This window comes from Vibrio ruber DSM 16370 (assembly GCF_900163965.1).
Classification (GTDB): Bacteria; Pseudomonadota; Gammaproteobacteria; order Enterobacterales; family Vibrionaceae; genus Vibrio; species Vibrio ruber.
The window spans coordinates 1-13,500 of the sequence record NZ_FULE01000044.1; the positions used below are offsets into that span (position 1 = coordinate 1).

The window sequence follows — 13,500 nt, forward strand, 5'->3', positions numbered from 1 at the left end:
ACAAGAGTGGGTTCAAATTGTCTGAGTTGATCGAGCAAGTCGTTTCGTCTAACTTTTTTGTTCAAAAGAACCAGACGTTTGTCATCTAATGCACAGATTTGGAAAACGTTTTTTGCCAAGTCGATACTGATTACGCTACATTTCATGGTGGTCACTCCTGATTTCGATTGTTGATATCACTTCAATCATGGCACATCACGATGCCGAGTGATGGAGTGACCATCCCATCAGAAAATCTTTTTTGTTTGATTGAGTCGCACGTTGTCCAGAACCGGCTTTTACGGGCGTCCTGCCCGGAAAAGCCTAACCATTCATCCTTGAATGGTTTTCTTGGTTGGGGGGGGGATTTGAGTGGGGTGAAAGATTTTTCAGGGCAATTGAACGATGAAGCAACTCATCATTCAATAGAGTTAAACAGAATACGGTCTGTAGATTTACTCGATAGACAAGGCAAAAGCATAATAAGAAATAGCAATGGATGCATATAACGTCTGCTATTCTTGGTTTGAAGCTATTTATTTTTTGTGATGATGGTGTTTATAGAGCATTGAATTAGATGTTATGTTGAATGGGAGTTATGATGAAAGAAAAAGACCCTTGGAAGAATAATATCGTTACGAGCAAGAATAAAATTTGGTTTGCTATAGTTCTAACTGTTCTCATCTTGTACGTTGTCTTTGGAGATAAAACACAAGATCAAATTAGAAATAGCGATGTTACAGTTAAAGTGGATGTTTCTATAAAAGAACAACCTTCACAAAGCGCTATTGAGCAATGCAGAGAAAGTATTAGTACAGCTACACATTATAAGAAGGAACGACTTGGATATATTGGTATGGATAAAGGGAATATATCGATGACATATTTGAATGACTTTGGTAAAGCATATAAATTCAAGTGTGTTGGAAATAGTGTCAAGTTATATGCAGAAGGTTCTGATTCTTGGATAGCAATGTAGTTTCAACATAACAAGCACACGTTGTCGGACTGGTTTTCCGCTGTATTCCAAATCAGGCGTAAATACAAATACTTATTTTCAGAAGAACTAAAATGATTTCTATTGCGAAAAAAATAATTCAAGATCGAAACATACAGTTAAAACGATGCTTTGATCTATTTATTCAGATGTTGATTTTTTTGTCGTTGATTAGCTTTTCTCTGGAAACATTACCAGACATAAGTGATGAGTTTAGAAAATACTTGAATTTATTTGAAGTTATAACTGTTGGTATATTTACTGTCGAATATTTATTGCGCCTTTATTATGCAGAGAATAAATTTAGTTTTGTGTTTTCATTTTTTGGGGTGATCGATTTATTAGCAATCTTGCCATTTTATATTGGTGCCGGGTTAGATTTAAGATCAATCCGTAGCTTTAGGTTGTTGCGCTTAATCAGGATTTTGAAACTAGCTAGATATAATGCAGCGATGCGACGTATTCATAGGGCATTTATCATTGCAAAAGAAGAATTGACGCTTTTTCTCATGGCTTCGTTGATTATCTTATATTTAGCTGGTGTTGGGATTTACTACTTTGAAAATCCGGCACAACCAGCAGCGTTTTGTTCAGTTTTTCACAGTTTGTGGTGGGCTGTTGCAACACTTACTACAGTTGGCTATGGTGATATTTATCCGATTACTGTCGGTGGGAAAATATTCACTTTTTTCATACTTATAATCGGATTAGGTGTTGTGTCTATCCCTGCGGGTATCGTTGCTTCTGCATTGTCTAAGGCGAGAGAATTAGTGGATGATTAAAACAGAACTGAGCATGTGACCATACCGTTATCATACAGGACGACCATGAACAAGATCGTAGCATTAATCAAACGGGATCCGATAAGAGTCGCGGCACTCGAATATGTGTTTGAGTTGGGGCTACCTCAATGTTATATCGCAGCGGGTTTCGTCCGGAATTTAGTTTGGGACTCACTACATCATTTCAAATCAGCAACGCCCTTAAATGATGTGGATGTGATCTACTTTGATCCTGATGAGTCTGATCCTTACGCCTATTTGAAATACGAAGCACAGCTAAAAGGTTGTATGCCTCAGCTTAACTGGCAAGTGCGTAATCAGGCGACGATGCACGAGCGTAATGGTGACCAACCTTACCAAAGTTCAGTGGATGCGATGCGTTATTGGCCGGAAAAAGAAACGGCAGTCGCAGTTCGTCAAACCGGTCTCAACCAATATGAACTTGTTGCTGTGTTTGGGATTGGATCTCTAGTGAGAGGATGTATCACGCATAACCCTAAAAGGTCACGAACAATCTTTGAAACTCGTGTTCATTCAAAAGGCTGGTTAGTTCGATGGCCTTGTTTGAAAATTGCGCCATAATAAGAAATCTCCATGGATGCCTATAACGTTTGGCATGCCATGTTACATACCCCTCACATCGATTCCTATAGCGCTACAATCGCTTCTATCTCGATTTGCAGATCAGGGTGAATGAATTGTGACACCTCAACCAGAGAGCAAGCCGGGAGGTGTCCTTCATAGAATTCAAACAACTGTTCCCGAATGGTCGCTAACTGGCTTATATCACGGACAAAGATTGTCAGTTTGACCAGATCACTTTTTAAGCGCTGCTCACAATTCAAAATTGTTGCGATTTGATTCAAGATCGCCTGACTTTGTTGAGGCAGATCCGATGATTGCGCCTTTGTGCCATACGCAGTCAAGCCTGAAATATACAGGGTTTGATTATGTTTGGTTGCGTGAACGTAAGGACCGGCAATTTGCGGTAATCCTTCATAATGAATTCTTTCGACCATTTTTTCCTCTTCAAACATCATTTATATGTTTAGAGCCAGATGAGTCCACGATATGGCTTCGCTCTCAGTGTTTCGAGTCTGCTTTTGAGTGAGCCGACATGTAACTCCAATTTGTGCCCATCGGGATCCAAAATATAAAGTGACTGTCCTTCACTTTGGTTTTCTTTCCATATTTTCACGCCTAGCGACATGATATGTGAAGAGTAAGCTTCAAATTCATCTGATGGAATATCAAAGGCTATATGGGTGTAATCGTTTTTTGGGCAAGGTTCGTCGTATGACAGACAAAACCATAACTCACCCACAGATAGATATGCGCCATTTTGCCATTTGACATGAGCGGTGAACCCTAAAATATCTCGGTAAAATTTTAGCGAACGCTCCAGGTTACTGACTGCAATGGTTATATGATTTAGTCCTGAAATCATGATTTACTCCACTGAACATGATGTGAGTGTCCCGGAATGGATCGGTTGTATTTTCCAAACGGTAAATCACTTGCTCCAGTGAAATGGTAGAACAAAACCGATTAGAAATGATAGGCAAGGATCTTAACAAAGAAGTGAGTTAACAATAAGAAAAAGAATGTCCAACAAGTGTTACCTTGGCTTCATTTTGGCTGTTAAAGCATAGAAAAAAAACATCAATAGTCTACATTTTATATTGTATGCGTATGTTTTGTTTACTTTTGTTTTGAGTGCCTTTGTGATTCATCAAAGTATGACGATCATCATTGTTATATGTCGAAAATAGGCAGATAAAGTCAGGATACTTTGTCATTGAAGATATGTCGTTATTGAAAGTATCTTCATTGGGAAATATGTTCTATCCCCCAGTCAAACAAGGTGTATCTATGTTTAAAAATCTATCACTAAAAAATAAATTAGCAATATCTGCCAGTATTGCCATTATTGTTGGCTGCATATTGGTGGAGATCATCTCTTTTAATGCCTCTTTGGATCGATTATCCGTTTCTGTCGAACAGCGATTGCTGAGTACCAGTGCCTCTTATAATCAATATGTAACTGACTGGCTGAAGTCAAAAGAACTGGCTTTGACTTCCTTATCTGAAGAAATTCAGGAAGGGGCGGTGGTAGCTCATTTGAAGCAAATGAAACGTGCTGCCGGTTTTGAGAATGTCTTCCTTGCTTATCCTGATGGTAGTCAGAAAAATGCCAATGGGGTGGTGTTGCCTCCGGGTAATAATGATCCCAGAAAATGGGGATGGTACATCAATGCGAAGAAAAATCCGGATAAAGTGTTTATGGATAATCCGACCGTCGCTGCGGCAACCGGGAAAAATGTTGTGTCGATGGGGAAAGTCGTCAATCTGTTTGGTTCGGAGCTGGTACTGGGTATCGATATTGAACTGAATGATATTCTCAACAGTCTGAAGCAGGTGATTCTGCCGGGTGATGGCTATATGTTTATCACCAATAAAACGGGGCATGTTTTCACTCATCAGGATGTTTCTTTACTGAATCAACCGATTGAAAAACTGGGGATTTCTTTTGCAGATATTCAGAATATTGTCCGCTCCGGTCAAGATGAAGTGATAGACATTCAGGGGAAAAAATATGTGGTCTACGCCCGGGCGATTCAAGGCAGTGATTTGATCACAGTGGCGGTGGTTGATCAGCATTCTTTACTCAAGCCGCTTTATCATACTTTGTATAGTCAGCTTGCGGTGACGGGGTTACTGGTCTTGATCGGGATTGCGCTGTTCAACTGGATTTGTAATATTTTGTTCCGTCCGTTAAAGCATGTCTCTGATGCCTTGGAACAAATCGCCGGAGGAAATGGGGACCTGACACAGCGTATCGAGATTCGTAGTCACGATGAAGTCGGAAAGCTGGCGCACGGATTTAATACCTTTGTGGATAGTCTGCAACAGTTGATTGGTCATATTCGTCAACAATCCGATGTGCTGACCGATATGTCACAAAAGAGTACCGAACGGGTTAATCAGACCGCTGAGGAGCTCTCGGTGCAGCAGCAGGAAATCACAATGGTTGCAACCGCAGTGACCGAGATGGCTTCCGCGACACAGGAAATCGCCTCTCATGCAGAACAGACGGCCCATTCGGCACAGCATTCTTCTGAGAGTACGCAGCACGGGCATCAGTTGGTGATGAATACCAGAAAATCGATCAATCATCTGGCGAGTGAAGTCACCCAAGCCAGCTCAGTGATTTCAGAACTTGATCGGCACTCTGCGGAAATATCAACCGTGCTGAGTACAATTCAGGGCATTGCAGAGCAGACCAACCTGTTAGCCTTGAATGCTGCAATCGAGGCCGCACGAGCCGGAGAACAGGGGCGTGGATTTGCGGTGGTAGCAGATGAAGTTCGGATGCTGTCTCAGCGGACACACACTTCAACTGAAGAGATCAAATCGACCATTCAAACGCTGCAGGAAATGACCAAAAGGGCAGTCGGTTTTATGGAAAATAGTGCCAAACTGGCCGAAAGCTCGGTTCAGGATGCCGATCATGCCAGTCAGGCTTTAGAGGAAATTTTGACTTCTGTCGGGCTGATTAGTGATATGGCAACCCAGATTGCCACCGCAGCAGAAGAGCAGACTCATGTCACCGGTGAAATTACTCAAAATATTACGGCGATTAAAGATGTAACTGAGGGGCTGGCAAGTGGTGCTGAATCCGGCTTGCGTCAGACCAATGAAATGAAAGAGCAGGCGATTGCCCTGAATGCCAAAGTGGCGACGTTTAAACTGGATTAACTCGTTGCCTGATGCCATAAAAAAACCACATGGATGTCCATGTGGTTTTTTTATGTAGTCGCTGTCAAAACAGCCTGTAATGGCAATGAGCGAGTGTGATAATCATCGAGTGTGGCATGATCATCGAGTGTGACAATAGCGCTTATGATAAGAGGGCGCTAATCACACCGATAAGCCCACCGAATACACCACCCCAAATCACCAGCCAGCCCAGATGTTCTTTAATCATTTTTTGTACCATCTCTTTGACCAGTTGCGGGGTTAATTCACTGAGTCGCTGATCGATGATCTGCTCAATGTTTTGGCGGATATCGGCTTTCATCGTCTCAGATTCTAACTGTTCTTTCAGGGCGTTTTGTACGGAGTCACTGTGGCTGATTTCAACCATAGCCTGCTGCATTTTTTCGACAAAAGGCTGTTTGAGCGGTTGCAGTGCGTCGGTGCCGCCAAACATGGACAGCATTCCCCCGAACGATGACTGAGCAATGGTTTCAACCAGTGCATCAAATGTCGGATTAAAATCAACCTGCGCGATCACGGGTTCCAAACTGAATTGACTGGTTTGATTCAGTTCTTGATCGAGGAATTTATCAATATTGGTGTCGGTAAAAAATTGTTCCATCATCAGCGATTTGATTGCGGAGCGAAATGCATCAAACCGTTTGGGAATAACACCTGAGCCGTATAATCCCGGGACTTTCTCGAAGAGCATGTGAATGGCGAGCCAGTTGGTGATCGCACCAGAAAAGGCAAATAGTCCCGCAGTGAATAAAATATCTTCATGCAGCTGATAGCCTGCAATCATGCAGAGAATCGCAATCAGGTTCGTATAAAGGCTTTTGTTGATCATCTTGGTGTCTCATCTCCTGAATATCTCAAAACAGGCGGATTTTAGAAGAAAACGGTCAGTTTTAGAAGAAAAGCCTTGCATCCGGAGAAAGAAACAATGAATCAAGGTGCTTCGTTGATAAGGAGCTTTTTTGACAAGGTACTTTCTTGACAGGGACAAGCGCGTGGGAAGGCCAACATGAGCCACCGTGGTGACCCATGTGCTTGATTTTATTTACAACCGATAAATCCACCGGTCTGATGTTCCCACAGGTGCGCATAGATACCATGTTTGGCGAGTAGCGCTTGATGTGTTCCTTCTTCGACGACTTTGCCCTGATCGAGCACGATCAGGCGATCCATCGCAGCGATGGTTGAGAGACGGTGCGCAATTGCAATCACGGTTTTGCCTTCCATCAGCTCGTAGAGACTTTCCTGAATGGCGGCTTCCACTTCTGAGTCGAGTGCTGAAGTTGCTTCATCGAGAATCAGGATCGGAGCGTTTTTCAGCAAGACCCGGGTAATGGCAATGCGCTGGCGTTGCCCGCCAGACAGTTTGATTCCCCGTTCTCCGACTTGCGCATCATAGCCTTGATTACCATGTGGATCAGAGAGCGTTTCAATAAACTCATGGGCGTGCGCCTGCTTTGCTGCGCGGATCATCTCTTCTTCAGTGGCTTGTGGGTTACCGTAGAGAATATTTTCACGGATGGAGCGATGCAGCAGGGATGTATCTTGTGTGACCATGCCAATGACACTACGGAGTGAATCTTGGGTCATTTCATCGATGGCCTGACCATCAATGCGGATTTGACCGTTTTCGACATCATGAAAACGCAGCAGTAAGTTGACCAGGGTCGATTTACCGGCGCCGGAACGTCCGACAATGCCAACTTTTTCTCCGGGACGGATATATAAGTTTAAGTCATTAATCACATTGATATCGGTGCCGTAGCGGAAATGGACGTGATCAAATTCGATCGCACCTTGGGTGATCCGGAACGGCTTGGCATCCGGTTTGTCTTGAACCGAAATTGAGCGGGAGAGCGAGTTCATTCCGTCCACGACGGTACCCATATTCTCAAACAATCCGCCGATTTCCCACATGATCCATTTGGACATGCCGTTGATACGCAGTGCCAGAGAAATCGCCACTGCGATTGCACCGACGGTAATGGCTTGTTGTGCCCACAGATAAATTGAAATGGCAGAAATGGCGAATAGCAGCAGGTAATTGGCGACTTCAACTGAGAGATTAAAGCCGGTCACCAGACGCATCTGGCGGTACACGGTGCCAAGAAACCCTTCCATACTTTCTTGGACGTAGCTGGTCTCCCGGCGATTATGGGAAAAGAGCTTGACCGTCTGAATGTTGGTGTAGCTGTCAACAAAGCGTCCTGTCATGGTTGAGCGGGCATCGGCCTGAAGCGATGAAACATGTTTGAGTTTCGGGACGTAGAAAAACTGAATGCCGATGTAACTGATGAGCCAGAGTAACATGGGGAGCATCAGTCGCCAGTCAGAATCACCAAGCAGCACCAGAATCGCGGTGAGATAAACACTGACGTAAATGAATACATCGACCATTTTCATCACGGTTTCGCGAATGGCCAGTGAAGTCTGCATTACTTTGGTTGCGATCCGGCCGGCAAATTCATCCTGATAAAAAGCGAGGCTTTGTTTTAACAGGTAACGGTGTGCCAGCCAGCGAATGGACATCGGATAGTTGCCGAGCATCGTCTGGTGGATTAACAGTGAATGAATCGCAACAATCAGTGGCATGCCGATCAGGATCAACACGGTCAGGCCGATTAAAAGTGACTGATTATCGGCAAGGAATGTCTCCGGCTGGCTGGCTGAAAGCCAGTCTACCAAACGGCCCATAAATCCGAATAGAGCCACTTCAATAATGGCAATCGCCGTACTCAATATAGCGATAATGATTAATGGTTTGATAAATCCTTGGGTGTAATGACGACAAAACGCCCATAAAGTGGCTGGCGGTTGTTGTGGTTCTTCAGAGGGGAAAGCCTGCGTAAACCCCTCAAATCGCTTAAACATAAAGGTCCTTTGGTTTGGGTAAATCACTCGGTAAATTATGGGGAAATAGCATTATTCTCTGAGCAGACTGTCACCCTGCAAGCGTGTGAGAAAACGATAAGCCTCCATTATAATCATCTTGGGAGGCTTTCACAGTCTGCTACGAGGCTGATGTTTTCCGAGAGGGACTATCTTGGGATGAACAGTCCTTGGATGCACAATAGAGAATCGCAAAAGACATAGGGGGTTGTAACCGTTCATTCCTGACCGTGGTCGACAGGATTTCAAAGGATGCGGTATCACATAAAACCTGCCACTCTTGCTGACTTTCGGGCAGAGAAAAACGAGCCGGAGCCTTGGTCCGATTGATCAGATAAAGGATTTCATCACCGGTATCGCCGATGCCCATATGCAATGAAACACTATTGCGTTGGTTCCAGTCATCCTGCGTCATCAGCGAACCATCCACATTACGCCAGAAAACACGATTGGAGTTGCGTGATTCGCCACTGAACGCCTGAATAAACGGCACCATATACTTTTCCCGGGCGGTAACAAGTTTGCCCAGCCATTCCTGAAACTGTTGCTCATTTTTTCCTGACTGCCATTTGAGCCAACTGATCTCGTTATCCTGACAGTAAGCGTTGTTGTTACCTTGTTGCGAATGAGAGAGTAAATCGGCAGTCAGCAGGTGGGGAATGCCAAATGAGAACAGAACTGTGACCATGAAGTTGCGTTTCTGCTGCATCCGGACTTTATTGATCTCTGCATCTTGGGTCGGCCCTTCGACACCATAGTTTTCAGAGCGGTTATCCCCGTGCCCGTCACGGTTTTGCTCGCCGTTGGCTTCATTATGCTTGTGTTTATACGACACCAAGTCTTGAAGCGTAAAACCATCGTGATAAGTAATGTAGTTGACGGTCAATTTGAACGGCCAGTTGGCAGCACTGTATAAATCACGGGATCCCATGATTCGGGTGGCGAATTCCTTGAGGTATCCTTGATCACCGCGCCAGAAGCTGCGGCTGATATCTCTGAGCTTGTCGTTGGTTTCGTTCCAGCCAAACGGGAAATTGCCGACCTGATAACCGTTCGGGCCAATATCCCAGGGTTCTGCGATCAGTTTGGTTTGTTTGAGCACCGGGTCTTGCGCAACGGCTTTAAAAAACGGTGCATCGGGACTGTATGTCTCACCTGATCTGCCTAGGGTTGCGGCGAGATCGAAACGGAAGCCATCAATGTGATATTCACTGACCCAGTAACGAAGCGTATCCATAACCAGATTAAGGGATGGCTGATATGCCAGATCAACCGTGTTGCCACAACCGGTGAAATTGGCGTAAGCATCCTCATGAGTGATGTAGTATTTGGGATCCAACCCTCTCAGATTGAAGAGCGGCCCGTCAGCACCGCCTTCGGCAGTATGGTTGTATACAACATCCAGAATGACTTCGATACCGGCCTGATGCAGGGTGCGAATCACCGTTTTCAGCTCAGTCACCGGATCATCAATAGCGTAGCGCGGATCGGGGACCATAAACAGATACGGATTGTATCCCCAATAATTGACCAGTTGCATCTCTAGCAGATGGGGCTCGTGCATACACGCTGCGATAGGGAGGAGCTGTAGCGTTTTAATATGCTGCTTTTTATAAAACGCCATCATTTCTGAATGAATCAGCCCGAGATATTTTCCGCGCAGTTTTGACGGGATATCCGGATGTTGTTGGGTCAATCCCTTCACATGGGTTTCGAATAAAACGGTCTCTTCGCGTGGAATATTGGGGCGGGATGCCCCCTGCCAGTCAAAGGTGTCATCGACCACCACACATTTGGGAAGTTGAAAGCTCGATTGAATCGTAAAGGGCGGCTCATAGGTGAGTGGCCCGTCAAGCGATTTCGCATAAGGGTCAGAAATATATTGCCACTTTTTTTGGTCTGGCTGCTTGATGAGATATCCGTACTTTTGACCCGCACGAATCGCAGGAATATAAGTAAACCGGATGCCGGCATATTCATTGTCGAGTGTATAGGTATCGTAGTGTCCCTGTTCATCGAATAGTGCGAGACGAATGGATGGGTTACCCGGTGCATAGATAGAAAAATTGCATCCGTCGGCATCCAGTGTGGCGCCTAAAGGATAAGGTTGAGATTGGACCGTATCGTTCACTTTATGCATTTAGTTTTCCACCCGGTTATCTTTACTCGTGTTGTTTCTGCTAAAAACTGTGGTTTCTGCTAAAAACAATTCTAGTAAAAAACTTTGTTGTGCATTGGTCAAGTGTTCGCCACAAAATGTACACAGATCACGCGAGCGTCAAAAGATGAACGCAAACGAAGGTGACGCACGCTATATATTTTATATACCACAGGATTTGTATTTTTGCTGGGGAAATCAATGAGAGTTCATTAGAAGTGATACATCTTCAGTATCGATTCTCATCCTTATTTTAGGTAGATATCACTTTGTGAGGAAAATGACTCGCGTCATTACATCTGTTGCTGATATTCTTTTTTAATATGGGAATTGTCTGGCATCAGAGTCTGAATGCTTTGCTTTGCAACCAACCAGAAATAGGCATGAATGAATATTATCGGATTTTTAATGGGACTAGTAGGCCTGTCACTGATTTTATTGGTGTCTTGGATGATGATCCTCTCGGTAAAACAAAAGCGGCTGGAAGCCGAACGTCAAGCCCGGGAAAGTTCGGATCGCCGTGCGAGAGAACAAGCCGTGGCAGAAGATCGAAAAGAGCGTCAGAGAAAAGCCGAGGAAGGCCATATTCCGACCATTCTCTATTTGGCGAAAGAAGCGGAGAAACGTGATCTGCGGGAAGCATTATTTTGGTATGAAAAGGCTGCGAATCTTGAAAATATTACCGGAATGTATGGTGTTGTGCGGATTTGTCAGCGTTCCCGCAAGGATACGGTTCTCGAGGAAAAAGCTAAATTCTGGCAAATGTATATTCGTGGTATGGAAGGGGATTTACATTCACTTTGCGAAACTGCGAAAGCCTATTGCGCCGGGCTGGGTATTTCGGTTGATATTGAAAAAGGGGTGCGGATTCTCGAAAAGGTAGCGATGTCGAACTTCATTCCGGCACAACTTATATTGGGAGACTGGTATGTTTCCCGGGATAACCCGGTTCCTAAGCCTGAAGATGCTTGTTTTTGGTATGCGAAGGCAGCCAGACTCGATAGCTCCGAAGGGATGATGAAATTAGGTTTGAGTTATCTCAAAGGCAATGGCGTGAGCCGGGATCATCGCAAAGGTTGTTATTGGCTGGAGTGTGCCGGGGAAAGAGGCAATGCTGAGGCGATGTATCATGCAGGGAAAGCGTGGATGGATCATGGTGCGTACGGTAATTCGGTAGCCTATATTTGGCTATTTTTATCAGCGCATAGTGGTTATGAGCCGGCAAAAGCGATGCGTGACGATGTCGGCAGCCGACTTGGGGTTGACTCAATTGTGCTGTTGCAAAGTTTTGCCAAACCACTGTTGAAAAAAATTCAGGCAGGGACGATCGGCAAGCATCTGATTATCCGGGCGTTTAATAAATTATATAAACGCAATGTGCCGATTCCCCAACGTGAATATCCGGATGATGATTTTCCGTCAACTGATGATAGCGATGAGTTAATTGCAGGAATGGAGGAGTTGTTACCCGAAGGGCATGAGGGGAAGACAGAAACTCAAGCGGATCCTGAAAAAAGTAGCGGTGGTGAGGAAAAGAATCTCAAACTGGATTTTACCGATAAGAATATGCATTGATATTCATCTTATCGAAAGTCGCTATCCTGCCACAGCTGGGGCAGGATAGCGAAACGAAAGCATCAGACTGTCTTCTGATGTTCCGCCTGACAGACTGCTGCGGTGAACACAACATCTGTTGAACTATTTAGCGCAGTTTCTGCCGAATCCTGAATGACCCCGATAATAAATCCGACCGCAACGACCTGCATTGCCACATCATTGGTGATGCCAAAAAGGCCACACGCCAGCGGGATAAGGAGCAGTGAGCCTCCGGCAACGCCCGAAGCGCCACATGCCGAGATGGCCGCGATAAAACTGAGCAGCAGCGCGCTCATCATATCAACTTCAATTCCCATTGTATTGACTGCAGCCAGTGTCAGAACCGTGATGGTAATGGCGGCACCTGCCATGTTAATTGTTGCTCCGAGAGGAATCGACACGGAGTAAGTATCTTCATCTAGTCCCAGCTTATCACACAGGTTCAGGTTAACGGGAATATTGGCCGCACTAGAACGGGTGAAGAATGCGGTCACACCGCTTTCACGCAAACATTGCAGAACCAGTGGGTAAGGGTTGCGTCGCGTTTTGACATAAACAATCAGCGGATTGACCAGCAGGGCAATAATCAGCATGGACGCCAACAAGACGGCAAGCAGATGAGTATAGCCTGCAAGTGCCGAGAATCCGGTTGTGGCAAATGTTGAAGCTACCAGACCAAAGATACCGAATGGGGCGAGGCGAATGACAAAACGGACAATCATTGATACACCGTGGCTGAGATCTTCGAGTATGGCTTTGGTTGATGCACTGGCGTGGTGTAAGGCTAACCCTAAACCAATCGCCCAGGCCAGAATACCGATATAGTTGGCTTGAATAATGGCATTGATTGGATTATCGACGATCTTAAACAAAAGGGTATGAAGCACTTCAGTAATGCCTTGCGGTGGTGTTGCGCCATCCGCTCCGGCAACCAGTGTCAATGTGGTTGGAAACAGAAAGCTTAGAACCACTGCGGTGAGTGCTGCGGTAAATGTTCCTAGTAAATACAGTCCCACGATAGGGCGCATAAAGGTATGTTGATTTCTTTTCTGATTGGCAATTGAAGCCGCAACTAAAACGAAAACGAGAACAGGTGCGACGGCTTTCAGTGCACTGACAAAAAAGCTGCCCAGCAAACCGGCTTTATTGGCCGCTTCGGGAGCGAATGTAGCCAGAAGTGCGCCGAGAACAATGCCTGCAATAATTTGCAGCACTAAGTTGCCCCGGGCAAAACGAGCGAAGATGTTGTTGCTTTGCATACTAATTCCTGCGATTTAGTGATGGGGGATGTTGATCGTGGTTGATTGTTGCCGGAGGACGGC

Annotated in this window: 11 protein-coding genes; 5 read left to right on the forward strand and 6 right to left on the reverse strand. The window is 45.1% G+C overall.

What is annotated here, in order from left to right:
• Positions 1-577: 577 nt before the first annotated feature.
• From VR7878_RS15410 to VR7878_RS15420, 3 genes are all read left to right on the forward strand, one after another.
• A complete protein-coding gene (locus VR7878_RS15410) occupies positions 578-958 on the forward strand; it encodes a hypothetical protein (RefSeq protein ID WP_159440481.1) in 381 nt (126 codons plus the stop codon).
• Between the two features lie 92 nt (positions 959-1,050).
• On the forward strand, positions 1,051-1,758 hold the full coding sequence (locus VR7878_RS15415) for an ion transporter (RefSeq protein WP_077336945.1): 708 nt from the start codon (positions 1,051-1,053) through the stop codon (positions 1,756-1,758).
• Between the two features lie 45 nt (positions 1,759-1,803).
• Entirely contained in the window at positions 1,804-2,340 is a 537-nt protein-coding gene (locus tag VR7878_RS15420) for a nucleotidyltransferase family protein (RefSeq protein ID WP_077336946.1), read from the forward strand.
• A 65-nt stretch (positions 2,341-2,405) separates the two neighbouring features.
• Here the strand turns inward: VR7878_RS15420 and VR7878_RS15425 are convergent, their stop codons facing one another.
• The gene (locus tag VR7878_RS15425) at positions 2,406-2,777 is read right to left on the reverse strand and encodes a RidA family protein (RefSeq protein WP_038180174.1); all 372 of its coding nucleotides are present in this window, start codon (positions 2,775-2,777) and stop codon (positions 2,406-2,408) included.
• A gap of 29 nt (positions 2,778-2,806) precedes the next feature.
• Positions 2,807-3,205 (reverse strand): fosfomycin resistance glutathione transferase, encoded by a 399-nt coding sequence (fos, locus tag VR7878_RS15430; protein WP_077336947.1) that lies wholly within the window; start codon positions 3,203-3,205, stop codon positions 2,807-2,809.
• Between the two features lie 425 nt (positions 3,206-3,630).
• Here fos and VR7878_RS15435 point away from each other — a divergent pair, with 425 nt between their 5' ends.
• Complete coding sequence (locus VR7878_RS15435) at positions 3,631-5,517, forward strand: methyl-accepting chemotaxis protein (RefSeq protein ID WP_077337005.1); 1,887 nt, start codon at positions 3,631-3,633, stop codon at positions 5,515-5,517.
• 142 nt (positions 5,518-5,659) lie between these two features.
• Here the strand turns inward: VR7878_RS15435 and VR7878_RS15440 are convergent, their stop codons facing one another.
• From VR7878_RS15440 to glgX, 3 genes are all read right to left on the reverse strand, one after another.
• Entirely contained in the window at positions 5,660-6,364 is a 705-nt protein-coding gene (locus VR7878_RS15440; RefSeq protein WP_077337006.1) for a DUF445 domain-containing protein, read from the reverse strand.
• Positions 6,365-6,576: 212 nt separating this feature from the next.
• Positions 6,577-8,406: an ABC transporter ATP-binding protein gene (locus tag VR7878_RS15445; protein ID WP_077336948.1), complete on the reverse strand. Its 1,830-nt coding sequence runs from the start codon at positions 8,404-8,406 to the stop codon at positions 6,577-6,579.
• A gap of 139 nt (positions 8,407-8,545) precedes the next feature.
• Entirely contained in the window at positions 8,546-10,564 is a 2,019-nt protein-coding gene (glgX, locus tag VR7878_RS15450) for a glycogen debranching protein GlgX (RefSeq protein ID WP_077336949.1), read from the reverse strand.
• Between the two features lie 426 nt (positions 10,565-10,990).
• Here glgX and VR7878_RS15455 point away from each other — a divergent pair, with 426 nt between their 5' ends.
• Positions 10,991-12,157, forward strand: coding sequence for a tetratricopeptide repeat protein (locus VR7878_RS15455; protein WP_235862899.1), 1,167 nt, complete (start codon positions 10,991-10,993; stop codon positions 12,155-12,157).
• A 62-nt stretch (positions 12,158-12,219) separates the two neighbouring features.
• Here VR7878_RS15455 and sstT read toward each other — a convergent pair whose 3' ends face one another.
• Positions 12,220-13,437 carry a serine/threonine transporter SstT gene (gene sstT, locus VR7878_RS15460; protein ID WP_077336951.1) on the reverse strand — a complete coding sequence of 406 codons (1,218 nt, stop codon included), beginning with the start codon at positions 13,435-13,437 and terminating at the stop codon, positions 12,220-12,222.
• Positions 13,438-13,500 lie beyond the last annotated feature (63 nt).